The 25,601-nt window shown below is 60.8% G+C and carries 20 protein-coding genes; 11 read left to right on the forward strand and 9 right to left on the reverse strand.

Annotation, left to right across the window (positions count from 1 at the left end; translation table 11 throughout):
* The coding region (locus AB7E19_RS11895; protein WP_427935409.1) for an Ig-like domain-containing protein at nucleotides 1-5,885 on the forward strand (5,885 nt) is incomplete at its 5' end.
* Between the two features lie 167 nt (nucleotides 5,886-6,052).
* Here the strand turns inward: AB7E19_RS11895 and mdtH are convergent.
* A complete protein-coding gene (gene mdtH / locus AB7E19_RS11900) occupies nucleotides 6,053-7,246 on the reverse strand; it encodes a multidrug efflux MFS transporter MdtH (RefSeq protein WP_322131830.1) in 1,194 nt (397 codons plus the stop codon).
* A gap of 202 nt (nucleotides 7,247-7,448) precedes the next feature.
* On the opposite strand from mdtH, the gene AB7E19_RS11905 reads away from it, so the two are divergent.
* Nucleotides 7,449-8,348 carry a LysR family transcriptional regulator gene (locus AB7E19_RS11905; RefSeq protein WP_029314793.1) on the forward strand — a complete coding sequence of 300 codons (900 nt, stop codon included), beginning with the start codon at nucleotides 7,449-7,451 and terminating at the stop codon, nucleotides 8,346-8,348.
* Nucleotides 8,349-8,405: 57 nt separating this feature from the next.
* Here the strand turns inward: AB7E19_RS11905 and AB7E19_RS11910 are convergent, their stop codons facing one another.
* A complete protein-coding gene (locus tag AB7E19_RS11910; protein ID WP_427935412.1) occupies nucleotides 8,406-10,178 on the reverse strand; it encodes a M4 family metallopeptidase in 1,773 nt (590 codons plus the stop codon).
* Nucleotides 10,179-10,529: 351 nt separating this feature from the next.
* Here AB7E19_RS11910 and AB7E19_RS11915 point away from each other — a divergent pair, with 351 nt between their 5' ends.
* The 8 genes from AB7E19_RS11915 (at nucleotide 10,530) to putP (ending at nucleotide 19,423) form a co-directional block, all read left to right on the forward strand.
* A complete protein-coding gene (locus tag AB7E19_RS11915) occupies nucleotides 10,530-11,084 on the forward strand; it encodes a GNAT family N-acetyltransferase (protein ID WP_253584419.1) in 555 nt (184 codons plus the stop codon).
* A gap of 37 nt (nucleotides 11,085-11,121) precedes the next feature.
* Nucleotides 11,122-11,676: a GNAT family N-acetyltransferase gene (locus AB7E19_RS11920; protein WP_039040199.1), complete on the forward strand. Its 555-nt coding sequence runs from the start codon at nucleotides 11,122-11,124 to the stop codon at nucleotides 11,674-11,676.
* Between the two features lie 174 nt (nucleotides 11,677-11,850).
* On the forward strand, nucleotides 11,851-12,957 hold the full coding sequence (locus AB7E19_RS11925; protein ID WP_408784339.1) for a 1-acyl-sn-glycerol-3-phosphate acyltransferase: 1,107 nt from the start codon (nucleotides 11,851-11,853) through the stop codon (nucleotides 12,955-12,957).
* 309 nt (nucleotides 12,958-13,266) lie between these two features.
* Complete coding sequence (locus AB7E19_RS11930; protein ID WP_103259596.1) at nucleotides 13,267-13,737, forward strand: YhcH/YjgK/YiaL family protein; 471 nt, start codon at nucleotides 13,267-13,269, stop codon at nucleotides 13,735-13,737.
* A gap of 218 nt (nucleotides 13,738-13,955) precedes the next feature.
* Nucleotides 13,956-15,155 carry an acetate kinase gene (locus tag AB7E19_RS11935; RefSeq protein WP_010675525.1) on the forward strand — a complete coding sequence of 400 codons (1,200 nt, stop codon included), beginning with the start codon at nucleotides 13,956-13,958 and terminating at the stop codon, nucleotides 15,153-15,155.
* Between the two features lie 131 nt (nucleotides 15,156-15,286).
* Nucleotides 15,287-16,528: a mechanosensitive ion channel family protein gene (locus AB7E19_RS11940; RefSeq protein ID WP_427935416.1), complete on the forward strand. Its 1,242-nt coding sequence runs from the start codon at nucleotides 15,287-15,289 to the stop codon at nucleotides 16,526-16,528.
* Between the two features lie 185 nt (nucleotides 16,529-16,713).
* Complete coding sequence (locus tag AB7E19_RS11945) at nucleotides 16,714-17,640, forward strand: L,D-transpeptidase family protein (protein WP_010675523.1); 927 nt, start codon at nucleotides 16,714-16,716, stop codon at nucleotides 17,638-17,640.
* 274 nt (nucleotides 17,641-17,914) lie between these two features.
* Nucleotides 17,915-19,423, forward strand: coding sequence for a sodium/proline symporter PutP (putP, locus tag AB7E19_RS11950; protein WP_045525661.1), 1,509 nt, complete (start codon nucleotides 17,915-17,917; stop codon nucleotides 19,421-19,423).
* Between the two features lie 72 nt (nucleotides 19,424-19,495).
* Here the strand turns inward: putP and AB7E19_RS11955 are convergent, their stop codons facing one another.
* The 6 genes from AB7E19_RS11955 to AB7E19_RS11980 all read right to left on the reverse strand — a co-directional run bounded on the left by AB7E19_RS11955 (nucleotide 19,496) and on the right by AB7E19_RS11980 (nucleotide 24,492).
* Nucleotides 19,496-20,101 carry an NAD(P)H-dependent oxidoreductase gene (locus AB7E19_RS11955; protein ID WP_427935419.1) on the reverse strand — a complete coding sequence of 202 codons (606 nt, stop codon included), beginning with the start codon at nucleotides 20,099-20,101 and terminating at the stop codon, nucleotides 19,496-19,498.
* 54 nt (nucleotides 20,102-20,155) lie between these two features.
* The gene (locus tag AB7E19_RS11960) at nucleotides 20,156-20,587 is read right to left on the reverse strand and encodes a MerR family transcriptional regulator (protein WP_128296722.1); all 432 of its coding nucleotides are present in this window, start codon (nucleotides 20,585-20,587) and stop codon (nucleotides 20,156-20,158) included.
* 483 nt (nucleotides 20,588-21,070) lie between these two features.
* Nucleotides 21,071-22,306, reverse strand: coding sequence for a hypothetical protein (locus tag AB7E19_RS11965; RefSeq protein ID WP_427935421.1), 1,236 nt, complete (start codon nucleotides 22,304-22,306; stop codon nucleotides 21,071-21,073).
* 304 nt (nucleotides 22,307-22,610) lie between these two features.
* Nucleotides 22,611-23,039: a VOC family protein gene (locus AB7E19_RS11970; RefSeq protein WP_427935423.1), complete on the reverse strand. Its 429-nt coding sequence runs from the start codon at nucleotides 23,037-23,039 to the stop codon at nucleotides 22,611-22,613.
* 380 nt (nucleotides 23,040-23,419) lie between these two features.
* Nucleotides 23,420-24,013, reverse strand: a complete 594-nt coding sequence (locus tag AB7E19_RS11975) for an MliC family protein (RefSeq protein WP_408777449.1) — start codon at nucleotides 24,011-24,013, stop codon at nucleotides 23,420-23,422.
* Between the two features lie 110 nt (nucleotides 24,014-24,123).
* A complete protein-coding gene (locus AB7E19_RS11980) occupies nucleotides 24,124-24,492 on the reverse strand; it encodes a DUF2061 domain-containing protein (RefSeq protein WP_427935425.1) in 369 nt (122 codons plus the stop codon).
* 179 nt (nucleotides 24,493-24,671) lie between these two features.
* On the opposite strand from AB7E19_RS11980, the gene AB7E19_RS11985 reads away from it, so the two are divergent.
* A complete protein-coding gene (locus AB7E19_RS11985; protein WP_039040192.1) occupies nucleotides 24,672-24,893 on the forward strand; it encodes a hypothetical protein in 222 nt (73 codons plus the stop codon).
* A gap of 110 nt (nucleotides 24,894-25,003) precedes the next feature.
* On the opposite strand, the gene AB7E19_RS11990 is transcribed toward AB7E19_RS11985, so the two are convergent.
* Nucleotides 25,004-25,600, reverse strand: a complete 597-nt coding sequence (locus tag AB7E19_RS11990) for an FMN-dependent NADH-azoreductase (RefSeq protein WP_210538530.1) — start codon at nucleotides 25,598-25,600, stop codon at nucleotides 25,004-25,006.
* Nucleotide 25,601 lies beyond the last annotated feature (1 nt).

Here is a 25,601-nt window from a genome sequence, read left to right on the forward strand (position 1 = left end):
AGGGCAGCTACACCGATCTCAACGGCAACGCGGGCACCGGCGGCAGCGACACAGCCGGCGCCGATATCAAAGCACCGAGCGTGATCGTCAACATCGTTGACGACAAGCTGACCGTGGGTGAGACCAGTCCGGTGACCTTCACCTTCAGCGAGAAGGTGACCGGGTTCGAGCTGGGCGACCTGACCGTGGTGGGCGGCACTGTGACCGACCTCAAGACCACTGACGGCGGCAAGACCTGGACCGGCACCTTCACGCCGACCCCGGGCTTCGAAGGCACTGCCAGCGTCACCGTGAACGAGGGCAGCTACACCGACCTGGCGGGCAACGCGGGCACCGGCGGCAGCGACAGCGCCGACACCGACACTCAGTCACCCAATGCCCCGACCGTGGTTATCGTGGATGATGCCAACAACGACCAGATGCTGACCAAGGCCGAGATTGGCAATGATCAGATCCAGGTACGCGCGGGGATCAATCACGCAGACCTGGTTGCGGGTGGCAAGGTGACGCTGACCATCAACAATGGCGGGGTGAACAGCACTGTCCAGTTGACGCTCAAGGCCGATGGCACCCTGCTGGCAAGCAATGGCAAGAGCTACGGCTATCAGAATGGCACCATCAGCTGGACGGAAACGACCCCTGCCAACGGCAAGTCGTTGACGGTGACGGCGACCCAGACCGACAAGGCGGGCAACGTCTCCCTGCCGGGCAGCGACAACGCGCAGATCCTGAATGAAGCGCCGGAGACGGCAAACAAGCAGGCAAACGGTCAGGAAGATGCCGCCAGCATCGCCATTCCGACCCTCAGTGGCAGCGACATCGATGGCAACGTGGTGAGTTTCACCATCAAGAGCCTGCCCGCCAACGGCATACTCTATCTGAACGGGGTGGCTGTGACGGTGGATCAGAGCATTGCGGTGGCGGACGCCGGCAAGCTCACCTTCACTCCGAATGCGAACTGGAACGGCAACACCACCTTCAACTATGCGGCGGTAGACAACGACGGCGCCGTGGATGCGAGTCCCGCAACCGTGACCATCAAGGTGGATGCGGTCAATGATCTGCCGACGCTGACCATCTCCAATGGGGCTGTCGTCTCCGAAGAGGGGCTGGCAAACGGTATTGCCGACACGGTCGGCAACCCGGATACCACCAATGCCATCAAGGCGTTCGGTACCCTCTCGGTGGGCGACATCGACAGCAGCACGCTCAGCATCTCCCTGAACGGACCGGCCGGGCTGACGTCCGGTGGGGCCAAGGTCCAGTGGAGCTGGGATGCGGGCAGCAAGACGCTGGTCGGCTACACGGGGGTGATAGGCGGCGCCGATTACAAGGCAGTGGTTGAGGTCAAGCTGACGGCACCCAATGCCAGCGGCAAGGGAGAGTGGACCTATGACGTGACCCTCAAGGGCCCCCTCGACCACGGGGATACGACCTCGGAAGACAAGTTGTCGTTCCAGCTGGACGTGGAGGTCTCCGATGGCAGCGGCGTCACCAAGGGCAAGCTGGATGTCAGCGTCGAGGACGACTCCCCCATTGCCGGCAGCAGCGATGCCGTTTCCGTGGTGAAGACCGATATTCCGAACGTGCTGACTGGGCTCTTCGACCTGACCAAGTACAGTGGCAACCAGAGCACCCTGAACATGGCGGGCTTTACCATCAGCGCCCTGGGCTTCAAGTCGGCAACCGATTCCTCACTGGTAACGGCGGATGTCAACGGCTCCAGCTCGGGGCTGGGGGTGGCCAGCGGTGCTGCGCCTTACCACAACCTCGCCAACGAGATTGACTTCCGTCACTTTGCTGACGGATCGTCCGCCTCCGAGCAGCTGATCGTCAGGCTGGATGCGGGCAAGGTTGCCTACGGCGCCAACATCAAGTTCAGCAAGATGTTTGGCGGCGAGCTGGAGAGCGGGGTCGTGGAGTTCTATCGCGGTGGTGTGCTGATCAGCACCCTGGTATTCAACTCCAACGCATCGGGTGGGGAGTTCAACCAGAACTTCCAGGTGCAGCAGGGTGGCTTCGATACCATGGTGATCAAGGCGACCAACAACGGCAACACCAATACCTCCGACAACAGCGACTTCACCGTACAGAGCATCGAGTTCCTCGGTGCCAACACGGCGCAGGCCATCGCCTATGGTTCCGGCACCGTGACCCCGCAGTGGGGGGCGGACGGCAAGGGCTCCATCGGGCTGGTGCTGGACCCGGCGACCTTCGAGAATGGTCTGCGGACGGCTTCCGGCTCAGCCATCGCCATCACCGCCAGCGGGGCCAATACCCTGCTCGGGAAGGATGCGGGCGGCAACCTCGTCTTCAAGCTGGAGTTCACGCCAGCCACCGGCAAGTGGGAGTTCTTCCAGTACCAGCGTATGTCCAAACCCCTGGGTGATGGTGACATCGACTTCCAGATCCGGGTGGTAGATGGTGACGGTGACGCCAGTATTGGCTCCTTTGCCACCAAGCCTCTCTTCACGCCGCTGGTTCAGGGTGTCTCCAGCGAGAGCGTGACTGAAGGGGGCAACCTGTTGCACAAGGTCACCTTGTCCGATGCGACCCAGGAAGCGACCGAATACGATTTCGCCATTCGCGGATCGGGCAACAACCCCGCCTCCAACCAGGACTGGGGCAATGCCCAGTTCAGCAACGGCGTGACCTACAACAGCACCACCGGCAAGATCACGGTACCGGCGGGCGTGACAGACTTCACGGTGACCATCCCGACGGTGAACGATCGTCTGGTCGAGACGAACGAGACCCTCTCGGTGACCATCGGTGGTCAGAGCGGGACCGGTACCATAGTGGACAACGATCGGGCGCCGACTGCGGCTGGCGGCCACAGCGCCGGTGCCGAAGATCAGCCCCAGGTCCTGACCTGGGCCCAGTTCGGTGCCAGCGACGATCAGGACGCGACTGATCTCGGGGTGCAGATCAACACCCTGCCGCTGAGCGGTACCCTCGAATACCTCAATGCGGCTGGGCAGTGGGTTGCGGTGCAAACCGGATCCCTCATCTCCTATGCCGAGGTGAACGCAGGCCATCTGCGCTTCGTGCCAGGTCTGAACGAATCGAGCACCCATGCCGCCAACGGCAACGGCGCCGTGGTCGGCAACATGAAGGGCGACTATGCCAGCATCGGCTATCAGATAAGCGACGGTGCCAACCTCAGCAACGGCAGCAAGCTGGTGATCGACGTGGCGGCGGTGGCCGACAAGCCGACCGTCAACCTGAGTCTGGTGGGCAACGGTATTCCCCTTTACAACCTGAGCTTCCCGAGCGCGGGGATCACCACGGGCCAGTTCCAGTCCGGCAACTTCGACAAGGGGGCCCTCGGGATCACCAAGACCCTGACCGATAGCTCTTCTGGGCAGGATCAGGTCAATGGCACCAGCGGCAACGACTACATCGTGAGCCAGAAGGGTGGTGGCGACAGCCTGGTCGGCAACCAGGGGAATGACATTCTGGTGGGCAGCGATGCCATCCAGGGCGATTCCCTCTATGGTGGTGAAGGCAACGACATCCTGGTCTCCGGTCTTGGCAATGACGGCCTCTATGGCGGGACTGGCACGGATATCGCCGTGCTGCCCGGCAATCGTGCCGACTACTCCATCAAGAAGGGCGAGGGATATTCGAACAACGACAAGTGGTTCGACTTCGTCGTGTCCGAGCGAGGCGTCGGGGTGACCAAGGCCCTGCACGACATGGAATATGTCCAGTTCGCAGACGGCATCTACCAGATCAACCAGACCACGGGTGAGCTGACCCTGGTTCCGCCGACCAAGGTGGATTATCCGGTCGAGTTGACGGCCTCCCTCACCGACAGGGATGGCAGCGAGGTGTTTGACAGCCTGGTGCTGAGCGGCATGCCCAAAGGCTCCGAGCTCTACAAGGGCAGCCAGTTGCTGGGTACCGTCGGGGACGATGGCAAGCTGACCTTCACCGCGTCGGACAAGCTGTGGAGCAGCAATGCACTGGATCTGAACCTGAGCGGTCTGACTCTGCGGGTACCGGGTGACAAGGCGGGCCTGGTCAATCTCAAGGTCGATGTCATCGCCAAGGAGGTCGGGACCGATCTGACCAGTACCGCGACCGATGACGACAGCATCCGCCTGAGCTACTTCAACGCCACCGAAGGGGAGCCGGGGGACCAGAACCGGACCTATGGCAGCGAGCACAATATCGTGGTGGGGGATCTGGATGGCAGTGTGATGCTGCCGGGCCAGAACTACAACCTCGCCTTCATGATCGACACCTCGAGCAGTATCGGTTCGTCGGCGATGAAGACCATCCGGGATCAACTGACCCAGGTATTCAAAGAGCTCCAGGCGAGTGCGGGCAAGGAGGCGGCGGGCAAGGTCAACGTCTTCCTGATCGATTTTGATACTCAGGTCAATCGTTCCGTCAGCGTGGATCTCAAAGATCCCAATGCGTTGAAGCTGCTGGGTGATGTACTGACCAGCATGGATGGTACCTCGGGGCTGACCAACTACGAGGATCCGCTCAAGGTCACCTCCAACTGGTTCAACAGCGACCTGGCCAAGAACAACACCAATGCGAAGAATCAGGCCTATTTCATCACCGATGGGGCTCCGAACTCCTACTTCTACAACGAAGAGATCAATCCGGTGGTGAACACCAAGACCCAGGAAGGTCTGGATACCTTTGTCAACGTCAACAACTACGTACCGGGTACGGCTTTCTACGCCAATATCGGGGGCACCCAGCGGGTGATTGTGGATGCCAGTGGCAACGTCAAGCAGTGGTCACAGAACGGAAATGGTAACTGGAACTCCCAGAACATCGGCAAGATCAAGGCGCAAGGGGATGGGACCTTCGAGATCTCAACCAGTTACACCTCGGGGTCGACCAACAGCACGGCACGGGACAACGCATTGAATGTGCTGCCGCTGCTGGAGGCAAACAATGTGGTGCTGGCGGCCATCGGGATCGGCAGCGGGGTATCAAGTGATATTCTCAAGCTGTTTGATAGCGATAAGGTCGTACAGTCCAATGTGTCTGCCTCCGATCTCGCCAATGCCATTCTGGGGACGCCGGTCAGCAACCTGCCCGGCGTTGACAGGCTGGATGGCGGTGCGGGCGACGACATCCTGTTTGGCGACGCGGTACGCTTCACCGGCATCAGCGGGGAAGGGTATGCGGCCATCAAGCAGTATGTGAGCGGCAAGCTGGGGGCAGGGTCGGTGACCGATGCCCAGGTGCACGCCTACATCACGGATCATGCCAGCGAGTTCGATCAGTCGTCGACCAATGACAAGGGTGACACCCTCCTCGGCGGTGATGGCAATGACATCCTGTTCGGTCAGGGGGGAGATGACTTCCTGTATGGCGGTGCCGGCAACGACACCCTGTTCGGTGGTAGCGGCAACGACACCCTCTATGGGGAGAGCGGCAACGATCGCCTCTATGGTGGCAGTGGCAACGACACCCTCTATGGCGGTACCGGCAACGACATATTGAGCGGCGGACTGGGCAACGACATCCTGATCGGGGGGGCCGGCAACGACATCCTCATGGGGGATGCAGGTGCCGATACCTTCACCTGGCTGAAGGGGGATACCGAGGCTGGCAAGGTGGCCAAGGACTACATCGTCGATTTCAGCAAGTCGGAAGGGGACAAGCTGGATCTGAGCGACTTGCTCGACAGCGATGGCAGCAAGAGCGAGAGCTCCCTGAAGAGCCTGCTCTCGGTGTTCCAGGACAGCGAAGGGGTGCATCTGCAAGTCAAGGAGAGCAGTGCCGCGCCGGTGACCCAGGAGATAGTGCTGATGAACCACACCTTCGACACTCTGACGGGCGGTTCAGGGACGACTGCCAACCAGGTGATCGATTTCATGTTGCAAAACAACATGTTGGATATCAACAAGTAACAGCCAAGCGGGCTGGGCAAAAGCGGCAGAGCAATCTGCCGCTTTTTTATGGGGGATTTTCGGGTGGATGGACGCAGACGAGGGGGAGGGCAATGCAAGATGAAGGTGAAAAAAGGGCGCCCTTCAAGAGAAGGGCGCCCGGGGTAGACGGGATGATTGCCAGAGGATCAGGCGTTGACTCCTGCCAGGCGGGAGCTGCGCTGGAAGCAGTTGGCCAGCAGCAGCAAGGTGGTAACACCAACGGTGCCGAGCACCAGCCAGGGCAACCAGGGTTGCCCCTGGGCCATGGCGTAGTCGTGCAGGGCACCGCCCCCCACGTAACCCGTCATGCCCCCGAGCGCCAGCCCCAGTCGGCTGAAGCCCATGTAGCTGCCCCGCGCCCCCGGTTGTGCCAGCTTGGTCATCAGGGTTTCCCGCGCCGGCTCGGCGATGACGATGCCGAGATAGAAGCAGGCGAGCAGCAGGAAGACGGCGGGCAAGGTGGTGGCAAAGGCCACCAGCCCGATCCCCGTGGTCATCAGCAGCACCCCCGCCATCAGGCGGTTCTCCAGCTTGAAGTGGCGCTCGCCGAACCGGGCAAGGGGGTAGAGCAGGGCCAGGGAGATGGCCGTCTCCAGGGTGTACATCCAGCCCACCGCCGTGGTGCTGCCTGCCATCTGCTTGACCAGGATGGGGAAGATCAGCATGACCTGCACCCAGAGCGCGTAGTAGCCGCTCAGGATCAGTACCAGTCGGCAGAAGGCCTTGTCCGCCAGCACCTGGCCGAGGCCGTCCCGGATCGGCGTCGGGCGCACCGAAAGCTTGTAGGGGGGCAGGATCAGCAGGTTGCACAGGGCGGCGCAGACGAAGAGACCGGCACCCAGCAGGCAGACATATTCAAAATCGAAGTTGAGCAGCCAGCTGCCGAGCAGGGCTCCCACCACGGCGCCGGCGCTCTCCAGCATCATCAGCAGGGAGATGTAGCGACCCCGCTCCCGTGGCCGGGTGAACTTGATCACCAGGGCGGCGCGGGGGGGATCGAACAGGCAGCCACCCAGCCCCGAGATGATGCAGGAGAGGATCAGTTCCAATCCGCTCTGGGCATAGGCCAGGCTGGCAAACCCCAGCGCCCGCAGCAGCATGCCGCAGACGATGAGGGGGCGCGCCCCGAACTTGTCGGCGAGGGAGCCGCCAAAGACCCCCAGCCCTTGCTGGGTAAGCTGACGCAGCCCCAGTGCCAGTCCCACCACACCGGCGGCCCAGCCCAGTTGGTCGACGAAGCGCAGGCTGATCATGGGCATCACCACGAAAAAGCCCAGGATCACCAGCAGGGAATCCAATGCCAAGAACCAACGCCCCAACCGCCTCGCCCGATCCACCATGACCCTGATACCTCTGTTTGCTTCGCTGATATTGTTGTCTTTCTTGCCCGAACGGCGCCGTCACCAAACAGAGCCAAGGGGGATGACAACTCCCTGGCTCGGTGGCGTTCAGCCGGTTCATGACGATTGATGCTGCTATTCTGGTGGGGCTCCAGATATAGTGGTAGCCGACAACTGGCTATATTTCATATTGGATTTGGTTATGGCTATGACCCTCGACGATTTGCAACTGCTGCTGGATGTGGCCAACCGTGGCAGCTTCAGCAAGGTGGCCGCCATTCGCGGCTGGTCACAACCCATGGTGAGCCAGCGCATTGCCGTGCTGGAGCAGGAGCTGGGTCAGTCCCTGTTCCGTCGCCATCGTCGGGGGGCCACCCCGACCCCGGCCTGCGAGCAGTTTCTGCCTGCCGCGACCGCGGCTCTGAGCGCACTGGAAGGGGGGCGGCTGGCGATGCAGGGGGCGCCTGCATTGCCGCGGATCCGGCTCTCCTGCCTCCCCTCTCTGACCACGGCTGTGTTCGGCCCCCTGCTGCTGGCCCTGGTGGACGAGACCTTCGAGATCCGCTGCAACACGGATCACTCTGGCATCATCATGCAGGAGTTGCTGACCGGCGAGACCGACGTGGGCTTCATTCTCAAGTGCCCTGCCATCGCGGGCATCCAGCTCGAACTGCTTTACCGTTCCCCGATCATCGCCGTGGCCTGCGCCACCCACCCGCTGGCCGGGCGGCAGGGGCTGACCCTGCAGGACATTGCCAACGAGCGGCTGGCGCCCCAGCAGTGGGGGACGGGCTGCGACGAGCTGATCCTGCAGTTGCGTTTGCTGCGTCAGGTGGCGAGCCCGCTGCACGCCATTCAGCCAGCAAGTGCGGCGCGGGAGCTGGCGCTGGAGCACGGCTTCATCACCCTGATGCCGGCGCTCGCCATCACCCGGGATCTGGAGTTCGGTCGCCTGGTGAAGCTGGACGTGGTGGATCTGCCACCGGATCACTGGGACGTGATGATGGCCTGGCGCAGCGGCAAGCGCCCCAATCCCGCCAAGGAGCGGGTGCTGGAGGCGGCCCGTACCCTGGCCCGGCGCTGGTCGGGCAAGCGGACATAAAAAAGCGCCGGACCAGGCCGGCGCTCTTTGCTTATTCCCCTTGATGCCCGCTCAGACTCAGTAGCTGGCCTTGAGGGTGACGCCGGAGAAGGCGCTGAACCCGCTCAACTGCACGTGCCAGGTCCCCGCCTTGGGGGCGTTCAGGGTACAGGTTTCGGCATTGCCGCTCTTGTAGGGGCGGCAGTCATAGCTGCTGGCGGTCGGCGCGCTGCCGAACTTCACGTAGAGATCCGCATCCCCGCTGCCGCCGCTGCTGGTCACCACCAGCTGGCTTCTGCCGGCGGGCACCTCGACGGTGAAGTTCAGCTTGCCCCCCTTGGCGGCGGTGAGATTGCTCACCGGTACCCCGTTTTGCAGCACGCTGCCCGGTTGGGGCGTGGTGCCGCCGCAGGTGGCATTGACCCCGACGGCGGTGAAGGCGGCTGCCACGTCGCTCACGCTGTAACCGAGATCCGTGGCGGCCCTGGTCACCCCGCACGCCCCCTGATCGAAGGTGGTGTTGGGGCCCCAGTAGAGGCGGTTGGCCAGCACGAACACCTCGAACGCCTTGCGGGTTTGCCAGCCGCTGGTGTTGGCCAGCAGGTAGAAGGCGCGGTTGTAGACCCCGGAGCTGTGGTGCACGTCGATGCCGTCATAGTAATCGCTGGCATGGCCGATGGACTTGCCGTCCCGGGCCGGGTCCTCGAAGTAGCGCAAGGAGCCGTTGCCCTTGAAGATCTGGGCCCCCACCAGCCAGTCGTTGCTGCCCTTCATGTAGTATTCGGCCGCTTCCCCCGCCATGTCGGAGAAGGCCTCGTTGATGCCGCCGGACTGACCGGAGTAGACCAGTCCTGAGTTCTGCTCGGTGAAGCCATGGCTCACCTCGTGGGCCGCCACATCCAGGCTCACCAGCGGATAGAAGGTGGTGGCCCCGTCGCCGAAGGTCATCTGGCTGCCGTCCCAGAAGGCGTTCTCGTAGTTGCGGCTGTAGTGCACCCGCATCTTGAGCTTGAAGCTCAGCGGCGCCGTGTTGTACCAGTTGCGGTACATGTCGAACACCACGTTGCCGAAGTAGTGGGCATCGTTGAGAGGGGAATAGGCACCGTTGATCTCCTTGACCGTGTTCTCCGGGCAGGTGAACTGGTGGATGGTGCCCCCCGTGGTGCCGTGATTCATGTTGAGGGTGTCCACGTTGGTCCCCGTCATGCGGCAGTTGTCATCTACCTGCAGGGGGCCAAAGTCGGCGCCGTAGAAATACTTGCCGGTCTTGACGTTGCCCCCCGGGCCGGTGGCGTCCTTGTGGTTGATCCCCTCCCAGCGTTTGAGCTCGCTGCCGGTCTGGGCGTCGATCATCACGAAGGGGCGGCTCGGTTCCTTGTTGGCGGCGAGCCAGGAGACCAGATAGACCAGTCTGGCCTGGCCGGTCTCATCCTGCATCACGAACAGCTTGACCTGTTCGTTGCTCCCCTTGGCACCGCTGCGAGCCTGGCGTGCGGCGTCGCTGGCGGAGAGGGCAACGGCAGGGCCCGTCAGGTCGGCATCGATCTTGCGCAGCATGGTGCCGGACACCTGATTGACCTGGCCCCCCAGCGCCTGATCGGCCACCAGAACCTGGCCCCACACCGGAATCCCCTGCCAGGTCTGCTCATAGCGTATCCGCTGCTGGCCATTGGGCAGCGTCACCGCCCGCACCTTGCGAAACTCGCCATCCCCGGCGCCAAGGGCGCCAATCTTGGCGGCGCCACTCACCGCACCGGCCAGGTCGGAGACCTGGTTCACTTCCACTTGTTCTGCCGCCATGGCGGCGCTTCCCCAGCAGGCCAGCATGACGGCCAAATAGACTTTGTTCATCTCGTCTTTCCTTAGTCGATGAAGATTACACGCCGGGTCCGTTGCCCGGCGCTCTTACACTAGTGGGAAGGGGGAAAATAACGGCCTGTCATTTGTCACAGGGCAGCGAAAACAGGTAGCACGATTCACTTTTACAGCGCCAATCATCCACAAATACTGGTAATGGCAGCATGTTGAACCGCTGTGAGGGGTGATTGATGACCTTGGGATCAAGGTGCCCGCATGGGGATCGCCATATGGGGGTTGCCAGCGGGGAAGCCGGTTGAAAAGTCCTTGGCAAACAAGGGATTGATTGACTACATTGGCTCCCATGACGGCAGATGGCCGGAGCGGAACCGGGGAGGAGTGGCGATGTTTTCATGGCAACTGGATGACGAGCTGGCGCTCCTGTTCCTGCAACCCGACATGGCCAGCGAGCTGTTTCGCCTCTGCCAGCGCAACCGCGATTACCTCTCCCAGTGGCTGCCCTGGGTGCCCCACATCCAGCAGCCCGCCGACAGCGCCACCTTCATTCGCCACTCCATCGAGAAGTTTGCCCGGGGGGAGGGGCTGACCACGGCCATCGAGTATCAGGGGGAGGTGGTCGGCGTCATCGGTTACAACCAGATCGATCACGAGCTCGGCAAGGTGACCATCGGCTACTGGCTGGCGGAGCGCTGGCAGGGGCACGGCATCATCACCCGGGCCTGCCAGGCCCTGATCCATCACGCCTTCGAGGAGATGGGGATGGAGAAGGTGGAGATCAGCGCCGCCCTCGAGAACGAGGCGAGCCGGGCCGTGTGCGAGCGGCTGGGAATGACCCAGGAGGGGATCACCCGGCGGGCGGAGCGGCTGGCGGACAGGGTGGTGGATCATGTGCACTACGGCCTGCTGCGGGACGAGTGGCTGAGGCTGAGGGATCTCTGATGACCCTTTTGTCTGCTTCCAACCTCCGGAGTGTGAGATGACGACGTTGCCCCACATTGCCACCCCTCGCACCCGGCTGACCGTGCTGACCCCGGAGCGGGCCTGCCTGATGGTGGATTTCTATCTGCGCAATCGCGCCCACCTGGCCCCCTGGGAGCCCAGGCGGGAGGAGAGCTTCTACACCCTCGCCCACTGGCAGACCCGCTTGCGCGACGGTTACGGCCACTATTTCGAGGGCAGTGCCGTGCAACTGGTGGCGCTCGATCCCAGGGGGGAGCGGGTGCTCGCCACCTGCAATTTCACGAACATTGTGATGGGCATGTTCAAGGCGTGCCACCTGGGCTATGCCATCGACAAGGAGCATGAGGGGCAGGGCCTGATGCAGGAGGTGGTGGCCGCCGGCATCGATCACCTGTTCCGGGAGCGGGGCCTGCATCGCATCATGGCCAGCTACATGCCCGCGAACCTGCGAAGCGGCGCGCTCCTCGAACGGCTGGGGTTCGAGCAGGAGGGGTACGCTCGGGACTATCTGATGATCAACGGCCGCTGGGAGGACCACGTCCTCACCGCGCTCATCAACCCCGCTGGCTAGCGCAGCCGTTGTCGAAAGGGGGGCTGGCGGGTGACCGCCATCGCTTTTTCACTGCAAGATCGCACTATCTGTACGCCTCTCATACCCCTGGGGATAAAAGCGTGTAAAATTGCGCCCTGAATTTTCCCGGCCAGCAGACGCAGGCCGCGACTCCATACATGCAAGGCAGACATTGTGACAGAAGTAGATAGATTCGCGGACATTCGCCCCTATCGCGATGAAGAAGTACCGGCTGCCATCGAGCGGCTGATCCAGGATGACGAGTTTATCGGCGCCATCGCCAAATACCGCTTCGGTTCCCTGATGAGCTGGCTGGGTTGGGCCATTCGCCCGCTGATCCGCCAGTTCCTGCGCCACAAGTGGGCCAAGGTCAGCACCATACATCAGGTACAGATGGGGGTGACCCGCTACATGACCCGGATGATCGCCACCTCCACCCAGGGAGTGAGCTTCTCCGGACTCGAACACCTCAAGAAGGAGCAGGGCTACCTGTTCGTCTCCAACCACAGGGACATCGCCATGGATCCGGCGTTCGTCAACTGGGGGCTGCACACCCACGGGTTCGATACCGTGCGCATCGCCATCGGCGACAACCTGCTGCGCAAGCCCTGCGCCACCGAGCTGATGAAGCTCAACAAGAGCTTCATCGTCAAGCGCTCTGCCAAGGGACCGCGGGAGATGATGAAGGCCCTCGGCGAGCTGTCGGCCTACATCGGCCAGTCGGTGCACGAGGGGCACTCCATCTGGATCGCCCAGAAGGAGGGGCGCGCCAAGGACGGGGATGACAAGACGGATCCGGCCATCCTCAAGATGTTCTACGTGGACGGCAAGAAGCAGAAGATCGACTTCGTCGACTACATGCGCAGCCTCAACATCGTGCCGGTGAGCATCAGCTACGAGCTGGATCCTACCGACAAGGCCAAGGCGCGCGAGCTCTACGAGAAGTCGGTCAACGGCAGCTACGAGAAGGGCGAGTTCGAGGACATCGAGAGTATCGTCGCGGGCATCGTCGGCCAGAAGGGGCGGGTACATGTCTCCTTCGGTGCTCCCATCACCGAGGGCTTCAGCGATCCGGACGAGCTGGCGGCGCTCATCGACAAGGCGATCTGGAGCAGCTATCGCCTCTTCCCGGGCAACTACCTCGCGGCGGATGTGCCCGGCAAGGCCAGCACCATAGAGCAGAGTGCCTTCCTGACTCGCCAGTCCGAGGTGCCGGAAGAGCACAAAGCCATCTGGCGCGCCATGTACGCCAAGCCGGTGGAAAACGCCGGCAAGGTTTGAATGGCACCGCTTTGAGCGGGTGATGGAAAAAAAACGGGAGCAGATGCTCCCGTTTTTGCGTCTGGTCAAAGTCGGGGGAGATTGGGTAGTGAATAATATTGTTTCAACTGGTACGATCATCGGGTTAATGGGCGAGTATCTCTTGGCAGGGGCGGACGAGTATGCAACAGTGACTCGGCGCCATCGGCTAGGAAGCGACAGCGCCCCCGTCTGCACGGATGGCAGACGAGACGATAAAAGGACCTTCAATGGTCCTTTTTCATTGGTGCACAAAGATAGACCACAGATATATCTAAGGATGCGAACCTCATGATCACCGGCAGTCTGGATACCTTGCAACGCACCCCCTTGCCTGCACCCCTGAACCGTATCGTGGCCGAGGTGGTGCAAAGCGTCGAACGCTGGCTGCACGCCCCCCTCGGCAAGCAGGAGGTCGACGGCCTCATGCTGTTCTGCCTGGTGAGCGAGGATCTGACAGAGTCGGTGGCGGATCGCCGGGGCGAGTTTCATGAGCAGTATCTGGACATCCAGCTGCTGCTGCGCGGCGAGGAGTGGATCGGCGTGGGCCCTCACGCCTACAGCCGGGACGGTGCCGACCATCCTCACTCCGATCTCTGGTTCGTCGATGACGAGCAGACCAGTTATCTGGCGTTGCAGCCCGGCGACTTCGCCATCTTCTGGCCGGGAGAACTGCATCGCCCCCTCTGTACCCTGACGACCCCAGGTCCGGTCAAGAAGCTGGTCGTCAAGGTTCACCAGTCGCTGCTGACCGGCGCCTGAGTGGCAACCGGGGCCTGGAGTCCCGAGTGATTGGGCCAACAGAGGCCCGTTGCGAATCGCTGATTCGACGCGCGCGCCAGACGAACGGTCTGCGCCCAACGATTTGAAAAATTGGACGCACCCTCCTGCGACCATAAGCCCCCGGCAGGGGAATCCCATCCATCGCTGGATGACACGACACTGTCGGCGTAAAGCCGAAGCACAGGAAGATGTAGAACATGAGCAAGTTGGTATTGATCCTTAACTGCGGTAGCTCTTCCCTGAAATTTGCCGTAATGGACGCTGAAACGGGCGAGGACATGCTGTCCGGCCTGGCCGAATGCTTCAATCTGGATGACGCACGTATCAAATGGAAACTCCACGGGGTCAAGGGCGACGCCATGCTGGGCGCCGGTGCCGCGCACCAGGAAGCCCTCGACCACATCGTGGGCCACATCCTGCCCCAGGATCCCGCCCTGGCCGATCAGCTGGTCGCCATCGGCCATCGCATCGTGCACGGCGGCGAGCAGTTCTCCCGTTCCGTTCGCATCGATGACGGCGTGATCGCCGGCATCGAGGCCGCCATTCCGTTTGCCCCCCTGCACAACCCGGCGCACCTCATCGGCATCCGTGCCGCCCTCAAGGTGTTCCCGGCCCTGGCCGACAAGAACGTGGCCGTGTTTGACACCGCCTTCCACCAGACCCTGCCAGAGGAAGCCTACCTCTACGCGCTGCCCTACAAACTCTATCGCGAGAACGGCATCCGTCGTTACGGCGCCCACGGCACCTCCCACCGCTTCATCGCCGAAGAGACCGCCAAGGCGCTGGGCAAACCGCTCCATGAGCTCAACATCATCAACTGCCACCTGGGCAACGGTGCCTCCGTCTGCGCCATCAAGAACGGCGAGTCCGTCGACACCTCCATGGGGCTGACCCCGCTGGAAGGGCTGGCGATGGGCACCCGCTCCGGTGACATCGACCCTGCCATCGTCTTCTTCATGCACGATAACCTGGGTTACAGCGTGGACAAGATCAACCAGGTGCTGACCCGCGAATCCGGCCTGCTGGGCATGACCGAGGAGAGCAGCGACTGCCGCTACGTCACCGGCAACTACGCCACTGACGCCGGTGCCAAGCGTGCGCTGGATGTCTTCACCTATCGCGTTGCCAAGTACGTCGGTGCCTATGCTGCCGCCATGGATGGTCGCCTTGACGCCCTGGTGTTCACCGGCGGCATCGGCGAGAACGCCGCCATGGTGCGCGAGATGGTGCTAGCCCGACTGGCCCTGCTCGGCTTCAAGATCGACAAGGAGGCCAACAACGCAGCCGTGCTGGGCGGTGAAGGCCCCATCACCGTCGAAGGCAGCCGTCTGGCCCTGGTGATGCCCACCAACGAAGAGCTGGTGATCGCCCGTGATGCCCTGAGCCTGGTCGGCTAAGGCACCCTCTGGTGATGACAACGCCCGGCCCCTGCCGGGCGTTGTCGTTTCGGCAATAGTGATCGGCCTGTCATTTGACATGGGGGACCAGATGCGTACCCTGACCGCTGTGTGATATTGCGGAGGTAACGATGAAAGAGATGTTTTTCAACTGGTTGTCAGGTCTGGGGGTCGATGTGACCCCCATGATGGCCCTGGTGATCGCCCTGGGGTTCATCGTGCTGACCGCCATGGTGCTGCACCTGGTGCTGCACCGCATCCTGCTGGTGCGCCTGGTGGGGCTGCTTGGCAAGACCAAGCAGATGTGGCTGCCGCCCCAGTTGCAGCAACACCTCTTCTACCGGCTCGCCTTCGTGTTCCAGGGCGCCGTGCTGCTCGGTCAGGCGGAGATCTGGCTGCCCAAAGCGTCCGAGAGCCTGGCGCTTATCGAGTTGCTGGCCCAGCTCTGGATCCTGCTGTTCCTGCTGCTGGCCCTGTTCGCCCTGCTCGACTGCCTGCTCTCCCTGAGCCGCCATACCCGGCTTGGGCGGGATCTGCCCCTGCGCGGCATCTTCCAGGGGGTGAAACTGGTGGCCAGCATCCTGGTGGGCATCCTGATGATCGCCCTGCTGCTCGGCAAGTCGCCCCTCTTCCTGTTCAGCGGCCTGGGGGCCATGACCGCGGTCCTGATGCTGGTGTTCAAGGACCCCATCCTCGGCCTGGTGGCGGGTATCCAGCTCTCCGCCAACCGCATGCTGAGCGTCGGTGACTGGCTGCAGATGGACAAGTACGGGGCGGACGGCGAGGTGACCGACATCGGCCTCACCACGGTCAAGGTGTCGAACTGGGACAAGACCATCACCACCATCCCCACCTATGCCCTCATCTCCGACTCCTTCAAGAACTGGCAGGGGATGACCGAATCCGGCGGGCGCCGCATCAAGCGCAGCGTCAACATCGACATGACCAGCGTGCGCTTCCTCACCTCGCAGGAGCAGTTGCAGCTCAAGCAGGCCAGGTTGCTGGCGCCCTACCTCAGCCGCAAGGAGCAGGAGCTCAGCAGCTACAACCAGCAGCTCAGCGATGCCATCAGCTGCCCCATCAATGGTCGCCACCTCACCAACCTCGGCACCCTGCGCGCCTATCTGGATGCCTACCTGCGGGCTCATGCGGGTATTCGCAAGGACATGACCCTGATGGTGCGCCAGTTGGCACCGACCACGGACGGCCTGCCGCTGGAAATCTACTGCTTCACGGCGACCACCGCCTGGGCCGAGTATGAAGGGATACAGGCTGATATTTTCGACCACATATTTGCGATAATTGAGCAATTCCATCTGCGTTTGCATCAGTCGCCAACCGGTTATGACATGCACAGTTGGAAAAACGGCTGATCCCGCTTATGACAAGGTGCCGCGGCGCAGCGCGGCACCGTATTTAATCACCGACCCGTCAGCACGTGGCGGTTGAAATTTGCATGGCAGAGGAGAAAAATGGCGGCCTTCTCTTCGCCCCGGGCGCGCCCGTCGCCTCCGCGCTGGCCAGAGTGCTGAACCACCCCCTTTATCACAGGAAAGTTATGAAGCTCCTCCACAACACGGCGGCCGCACTGTGCTGCTCCCTGATCCTGGCCGCCATGCCCGCCCTCGCCATCGAATATGCCCTGCCCGCAGCCAACAGCCGCCTGGTGGGGGAGAACCTGGACTACGTGGTGTCCCCGGAAGAGGCGGGCCAACCCCTGGAAGCGGCAGCGGCCAGATTCCAGCTCGGCTTGACCAACATGCTGGAAGCCAACCCCAAGGCGGACCCCCTGCTGCTGCAGGCGGGCGAGAAGCTGGTCGTGCCGCATCAGCTGATCCTGCCGGATGCCCCCCGTGAAGGCATCGTGCTGAACGTCGCCGAGATGCGCCTCTACTACTACCCCAAAGGCAAGAAGGTGGTGGAAGTGCTGCCGATTGGCATCGGCCAGCTCGGCACCGACACCCCGGAAGACTGGGTGACCAGCGTGCAGCGCAAGAAGGCGGGCCCGACCTGGACCCCGACCGCGAAGATGCACGCCGAGTACGCCGCCCGTGGCGAGACCCTGCCTGCGGTCTGGCCGGCCGGTCCGGACAACCCCATGGGGCTGTTCGCGCTCTACATCGGCAAGATGTACGCCATCCACGGCACCAACGCCCAGTTCGGCATCGGCCTGCGGGTGAGCCACGGCTGCGTGCGTCTGCGCAACGACGACATCGAGTACCTGTTCAAGCAGGTCCCGGTCGGTACCCGCGTCCAGTTCGTGAACCAGCCCATCAAGGCCTCTGTCGAGCCGGATGGCCGCCGCTACCTGGAAGTGCACCAGCCCCTCTCCCGCAACCAGGAGGAGTTCAACTCCAGCCTGCCGGCCCCGCTGCCCATGTCCACCGCCGTGACCCGCTTCATCGCCCACGCGGACAGCGACTCCCAGCTGGTCAAGCAGGCCCTGGAGCAGCGCAGCGGCATGCCCATCGCCATCAACCGCTGATCCCGCCCGTCGGTATTCCGAGCCCCGGCCACTGTCGGGGCTTTTTTATGGCGCGGGGGAGGGGATCATCAGGGTAAACCCTTGGCAGATCGGGATAAAATCCGGCCTTATTGCAATTGAGTGGTTGCTTGGTTAGGTGTTAAACGTTTTACATGTGTTTTTTATTTGTTAAAAGTGGTTGTGGTCCGGCGATCTGCTGATTACTCTAGGCCGGTTTTTTTAAGGAAGAGTCCGTCGCAAGAACGGGCACAGACGTCACATAACGGAGTTTTGAATGACAGCTAGCACCCCCATGCTCATCACCTTTCTGGTGTACATCCTCGGGATGGTGTTGATCGGCTTTATCGCCTATCGCGCCACCCGTAACTTTGACGACTACATTCTCGGCGGCCGCCGCATGGGGAGCTGGGTGACCGCCCTCTCCGCCGGTGCCTCCGACATGAGTGGCTGGCTCCTGATGGGCCTGCCTGGCGCCGTCTTCATCGGCGGCATCTCCGAGAGCTGGATCGCCATCGGCCTCATCATCGGCGCCTACTTCAACTGGCGCTGGGTGGCCGGTCGGCTGCGGGTTCACACCGAGAAGAACCGCAACGCCCTGACCCTGCCGGACTACTTCACCTACCGCTTCGAAGACAAGAGCCGGGTGCTGCGCATCCTCTCCGCCCTGGTGATCCTGCTGTTCTTCACCATCTACTGCGCCTCCGGCGTGGTGGCCGGTGCCCGCCTGTTCGAGAGCACCTTCGGCATGAGCTATGACACCGCCCTCTGGATCGGTGCCGCGGCCACCATCACCTACACCTTCTTCGGCGGCTTCCTCGCGGTAAGCTGGACCGACACCGTGCAGGCGACCCTGATGATCTTCGCCCTCATCCTGACTCCGGTGTTCGTCATCATCGCCGTGGGCGGCATCGACACCGCCATGGTGCAGGTGGCGGCGCAGAACGCCAGCAACCTCGACATGTTCAAGAACCTGGACTTCATCGCCATCATCTCCCTGATGGCCTGGGGCCTGGGCTACTTCGGTCAGCCCCACATCCTGGCGCGCTTCATGGCGGCGGACTCCCACCACTCCATGGCCAGCGCCCGTCGCATCAGCATGACCTGGATGGTGCTCTGCCTGGGCGGTGCCGTGGCCATCGGTTTCTTCGGCCTGGCCTACTTCTCCACCTTCACCGAGCAGGCGGGTGGCGTGACCGCCAACCCGGAGCGCGTCTTCATCGAGCTCTCCAAGATCCTGTTCAACCCCTGGATTGCCGGCGTGCTGCTCTCCGCCATCCTGGCGGCGGTCATGAGTACCCTCAGTTGCCAGCTGCTGGTCTGCTCCAGCGCCATCACCGAGGATCTCTACAAGCCCTTCCTGCGCAAGAACGCCTCCCAGAAAGAGCTGGTGTGGGTCGGCCGCGCCATGGTGCTGCTGATCGCCCTGGTGGCCATCGCCGTCGCCACCAACCCGGAAAACCGGGTGCTGGGGCTGGTGAGCTACGCCTGGGCCGGTTTCGGTGCCGCCTTCGGCCCCGTGGTGCTGCTCTCCGTGCTCTGGTCCCGCATGACCCGCAACGGCGCCCTGGCTGGCATGCTGGTCGGTGCCCTGACCGTCATCATCTGGAAGCAGTTCGGCTGGCTGGGTCTGTACGAAATCATCCCGGGCTTCCTGTTTGCCACCCTGGCCATCGTGCTGTTCAGCCTGCTGGACAAGGCCCCCTCCAAGGCCATGCAGGATCGCTTCGCAGAAGCCGAGCAGGAGTTCCAGAGCCCCATGGCAGACGCCATCGCGGCAAAATAACCCCCGCCTCGACGACAAAAGCCCCGCAACTGCGGGGCTTTTTTAATGGGCAAAACATGCCCATGGCAGGGATTAGGCGGGGCGCCTGCCCAGCCGCTGCACATCCTGGCGGGCGGCGGCCCCGGCCTGGCTGAGCCAGCGCTGGCGGGCCCCCTCATCCGAGGTGTGGACGGGCCCCAGATGCTGGCGGTGGGTCAGCCGGATACCGCACAGCCCCAGCACCGGCTTGTCCAGGGTGCGCTCCAGGGGGGCTCCCTGCCACCAGCGGTAATACCAGGGGGGGCTGTCCATGGTGAGCAGCAGGCGCGCCGTCTTGCCGGCGAGCAACTGCTCCGGGTACGCCTTCCCCGGCTGGTAGCGAAAGGCGAAACCCGGCAGCAGGGTGCGATCCAGCAGCCCCTTGAGCCGGGCTGGCAGGTGGCCCCACCAGACGGGGGCGACGATCACCAGATGGTGGGCTTGCGTCAGGCTCTGCTGCACCGCCTGCAGATCCGGTTCGAGGGGTTGCACCTCGTCATAGCCATGGTGAAGATCCGGCGCGAAGGCGAGCTCCCCCACGTGATGCAGGGTGACGCGCGCGCCCCCTTGCTCGGCACTGCGGGCATACTCTCGGGCGAGGGCGTGGCAGAGGCTGTCGGGTTTGGGGTTGCCGTTGAGAACAAGCAGGTTGGGGGTCATGGTATGGCTCCTTGAAGTGAGCCCCCATTACACCCCTTGTCCCATGGGACAGAGTCAAGCCACCTTTTGTCCCCGATCCGCGGCGGCGGGATGATCCCGCCCGTCGGGGGATTGCAGCGCCGGGGCGCCATAGCGGCAGGGGTGCTGCGCCAGCAGCGTGGCGCACTGGCTCAAGCCCTGATGCTGGCGTTGCAGCCTGGCGACCTCCGCCTCGATCTGCGCCAGCTTGTCCGCGATAAGCTGCTCCACCTTCTGCCAGGGGAAGTGGTCGAGGCTGGTGACGCCCGCGAGCAGGGGAACCAGCTCCCCGAGCTTGCAGCCAAGCCGCTGGGCCTCGCGAATAAAGCCGACCCACTCCAGATCCTCGGCCCGGTAGACGCGATACTTGCCGCGCCGCCTGGGCTCGGGCAGCAGCCCGAGCTGCTCGTAGAGACGGATTGCCTTTGGGGTGGTGCCCGCCAGCCGGGCAAATTCGCCGATATACATGGTGCTGCTCGCAAAGGTTGTTCGAGTAGGGGCTCACTATAGGTCAGTGGCTGGCGGGAGAGAATCCCCATGGGGGAGGGGCGCGCTGTTGGCGCAGTGCGGGAGGATAGGGGTATGGTTCTGTGACGGCATCGCCGCGTCCCTGGCACGGCGCAGGAGCAGTGTATTGCGCCGACTGCGCTCTGGATATGGCGTTGCCCCATCGAATGGGAGGGCCTTGCGCCCGTCCGGCCGAGGCGGGAAATGGCCGCGCTGACCCCTGATGGGGCCATAACGGGCGTAAATGGACTGGTGATCGTCACTATATGAAAATGTTTGGTCATTATCGGAAAACCCATAAATCCAGCTTATTGTGGCCCCTGCGAACCAGACATGGCCGCAAGGTGGCCGATATGGGCTCCCCAAGGGGATTTCTTGATCCTTGCTTATACGGTGGTGGTTATTTATGATTGCTTGAATACGCTTCGCTATTCGAACATTAGGCTAGTTTTTGTGCGCTTTATTTTTCATTTCTGACAATTTATCAAACATAGTGATGATAGGGGTAAAATAATTAGGTAAGTTGTTTTTTATTTTTTCTGCCTCTGAGACTCTTTCATTTATAAATGTTCTTTCATCATTTTTTATTATGTCATAAATTTTAATGATACAGTCTTTGCTTAGATCTAAACCAACAATGTTAAGTGATTCCCCAATTATCGGCATGTTTTTTATGGGGGTTATTAGGTCGTGACTTGGCATTCTATTCCATGCTTCAGAAACAAAAATTATTCTATGAATGTTGAATTGAGGTATTAACTCTGCCACTTGTCGCCAAAATATTATTTTGTCTGCTTGATCATTGAATTTTGTTGACAAAGTATGAATCAAATTGAAATCATCATCATAAAAGAAAATTACAGTTATATGGTAGCCGCTATTATTAAATAACGATTTTGCTAACTCACCGTGAAAATCTACAAGATTTTTTAAAGAGTTTGGTTTTTCAGTGCCTCTAAATATGTTTATGAAATCTTCAGGTGGTTTTATCTCGTGATTTATATTTAAAGTTGATATTTTTATTGAAGATAAATGCAAGTCAGATAATTTTACGTAGTTAGTCTTAACCGTATTGATTCGTGAGGAGGTAAATTGAGATGGGGAGGGAATGCTATCATCAAAGTTACTATTTAAGTGTTGGGATAAACTAACGCAACAAGTATGTATCTTGCCATAGATATAAATTACTGCGTTAAGAAGTTCCCATTCAGGAAGTTCACTTGTAACCCAGCGACGCTCAATTTTTATCGAAGCTGAATCTATAAATCCTGTAGGAAGTTTTTTTTGTGCAAGACGTATTAATTTCTTAACATTATAATTTATTAGTTCATTTCTACCGCACTCTAAATGAATGTCATGTTTTTCATCATATACAAAAAATAAGGTGGTAGTTAATTTGCTATATAATTCCAAATCACCTTCTTTTTCAATCTTGTTTCTTGAGTTTTTGGCCCAATGCATAAGATCATCATTTTTCCATGTTTTAATTACTGCATCGTCGTACCAATTAGTGAAGTTTGGAATATCATTTTTGTTTTTTTGTATAATAAATGTGATGGTTCTAGCCGTTTGTAAGAACTGGTTCAAATTCATTCTAAACAACTCTGGTTCGAAATATGTCTTCTCACAGCTTACAAGGATATGAGATAAGTCTTTTAATCTTCGTTCCCATGCTTTCATTAAAATATGCTCTCAAAACAGTTGTTAATAGTGACTGGAAAGACGATTTTAATAAACTGATTATCACTCTTTCCTTATGACTCGGTACTGATTTTATTACCCTTGCAGAATATTTGATTAAGAGCATCATGTTACCAATTTGACGCTGTGCCTCTCCGTGCTGACATTAATTCCTTTCTTGGCTTTACCTTTATCACTGTAAAAATACAGCAATAAGAAAATTAGGGCATCACTATGTTGAGCAAGGAGTAGTTACCTTGCTGTGCCAAAGTGATGTTCGCATCACTGGCGCTCCACCTTATTTCTAAAAGCGAATTTCCACCGATTCTGCACTGCGCTTTGCCTCGCCGTGATAGACCGCTTCGATGTTATTGCCGTCCGGATCGAGGACAAAGGCGGCGTAATAGCCGGGGTGATAGACCCGCTCGCCGGGGGCGCCGTTATCCTGGCCGCCATGGGCCAGCGCTGCCTGATAGAAGCGATCGACTGTGGCGCGGTCCTGCGCCTGGAAGGCGAGGTGATGGCGACCGGTCAGTGCGCCGAGCGCTGCCGGGCTGTCGATGGATGTGACAAACAGCTCGTCAGCCCAGAAGTAACCCTCACCCGCGCCGCCGATTGGCACATCGAGGGTGGCCAGTATGGCCCTGTAAAAGCGCTCGCTGTCGGTCAGGTCTTTCACCACCAGTTGGAGATGGTCGATCAGCCGACCCCGATGCAGTGTGTGCGTTTCCATACATTCACTCCACTCGACATGGTTGAATCAGTCATTTACCTCTTGCCGGTTGTGCCCTTTGGCGACGCTACCGCCCTGAATGTCAGCTTCCAGCTTGCTGCGATTGACCAAAAGGGCGTGGTTGGCATGGCTCATGGGAGACTCCGACGAGGCGTGTGTTGCCAATTGGCTATATTAACGGCCCGCGAGCGAAGGGAAAGGAGGAAATGGCGAATTGCCGGGCAAGATCAACAAATGGAGGCCAGCCCGAAAGCCTGGCGTCCGGGCTGGATTGGCGAGAGGGGGCTGGGGATAGGTAAAAGGGGGCGAGCGGCCACCAACTGGTGACCCACTTGCTGCCTGTACGGGAGTGGTTGCCCGGCCTCTGGCCGGGCGGAGGATCAGTTGCCCGGGATCTCGCTGCAGTTGAGGGTGGGCTGACCGTAGCGCTCCAGCATGGCGTCGCTCCCCTTGGTCCAGAGGGTGAGATTTTGCCCCTCGTACCGGGCGCCGCTGGCGCTGGGGGTCTCATAGGCGAGCACCTGCTGCTGGTTGTTACCCTCGCTCAGGTTGATCATGGCGGCGGGCCGCTTGGCCTCGTTGTAGAAGTAGGTGGAGAGGGTGAGGCTCTTGCCGCACTGGTAATCAATCGGCGTCGGCACCCTCAGTTGGCCGCCTTTTATCTGCAACTCGGTGATCCGCAACTGGTAGCTCTCTTCCACGCACTGGCGCAGGTCGCCCGCCTTCCAGCAGTCGTTGCGCCCCTTGATCCAGCCGCGCTGGATGGCGCGCTCGCTCTTCTGCTGCTCGGGGGAGAACCCGGCAATCGCCTTGGGATAGAGGGCTGACAGCTCGTTATCCAGCGCAGCCAGTCCGGCATCCTTGCAGATGAGGGTTTCGGCGGCGCCTTTCGCCTTGGCGCACTCGAAGGACGGGGTGGCCGCCGTGGCCAGCAGAGGGGAAAACAGCAGGGTTCCAAGCAAGATCTTGTTCATCGACAGGGCTCCAACAGGGGGCATGATGCCCCGTGATCAGAGCACACTTTACACCCGAAGTAGGCAGGAGCACCCCGTGTTTTTGGGTGCCGGGCGGCCCTGCATGGCAATCAGACGCCGGCCAGCGCGAAGGTCTGGCGGCTGCGCCACAGCCGCTCGTGGAAGAAGAAGACGACGGTGTTGATGGCAGGTTCGATCAGTGCCATCACGCCGCCGGTGAGCAGCTCGCCACTCAGCAGGTAGGCGACACCGAAGGCCACCGAGAAGTGGACCAGGGCGAAGCTGCTGGTCTTGGCCTGCAGGCTGTGATCGGGCTTGAGCTTGTGCCAGCCAAGGTCGTGGAAGTAGAAGGCGACCGTGTTCACGGCGGGCTCGATGAGGGCGATCAGGCTGGCGGTGAGCAGTTCGCCGGTCAGCAGGTAAGCCACGGTGAAGGCGACACAAAAGTGCAGGATGGCGAAGCTGATGGTCTTTTTCATGGTGGTGTCTCCTCTGGCGATGAAGGCAGTATCACCCAGAATCCCATTAAATGAAAACCATTCTCATCTATCGGCGAAATAGAAAATGCCTATCGACCGGTGGAGGCCCCACCAGATTGGGAGTTGCCCGGGACCGCAACGGCGCTAGAGTGTGCCTTTTCCATGAAAAAGGAGCTTTCATGACCATTAACTCCAACCTGTTTGTTCTCTTCATGCTGCTGCTGATGATCGTCGTCGGCGTGGTGGCATGGCGACTGGCCCGGCGCAAGAGCCGCCACCCGGGGCTCGTCACCTTCCTGTGCGTGCTGCTCTGCCTGGTGCCGCCCTTTGCCCTGCTGGCGCTGCTCATTCTGGCGCTCTGGCGGGACATGCCCGCAGGCGCCGATGCCAGGCAAGCCTAGTCTCTCCCGCTACTGCCGCAGTTATAGAAAAGCCCCTTGCGGGGCTTTTTTACTTGGAATGTCCCGCGCAGCAGGTGGCTGGTTGGAAGGGGCAAGATCGGGTGATGGCCCTACCTGCCGAGGCCAGCGATCCGAGCATGGGCTTCGCGCATTCCCTGCTCCGCCCCGTGGGGGCGCAGATCCATCCCCTCTGCGTAGACGAAGTCCACCGGGATACCCATCAGGCCGAGCACGGACTTGAGGTACGGGGTGACCGCATCTGTCGTCTGTCCCTGATGCACGCCGCCGCGGCTGCTGAACACCAGGGCGTTGACCCCCTCCACCAGCCCCATGGGGTAGGTGTCGGTGTAACGGAAAGTCACCCCGGCCCGTGCCACCAGATCGAACCAGTTCTTGAGGGGGGTCGGCACGTTGAGGTTGTACATGGGGGCGCCGATCAGCAGCAGGTCGGCGGCCTTGAGTTCGGCAATCAGCCGATCCGACAGCGCCACCGCCTGCCGGATGGCCTCATTGGCCGGTTCAGCCCCGCGCAGGGCGTGAAACAACGGGCTGTCGAGGACGGGCAAGTCGAGGGCGGTCAGGTCGCGCACCACCACCTGGTCCTGATGGCCCTGCTCCCGGCGTGTTTGCAGGAAGCGCTCCATCAACTGGTTGGTGCGGGATGCGGGGCCGTTGAGGCTGGATTGCAGCAGCAGGATCTGGCTCATG

It is taken from the genome of Aeromonas sp. (genome assembly GCF_050252055.1).
GTDB classification, from domain to species: Bacteria; Pseudomonadota; Gammaproteobacteria; order Enterobacterales; family Aeromonadaceae; genus Aeromonas; species Aeromonas caviae.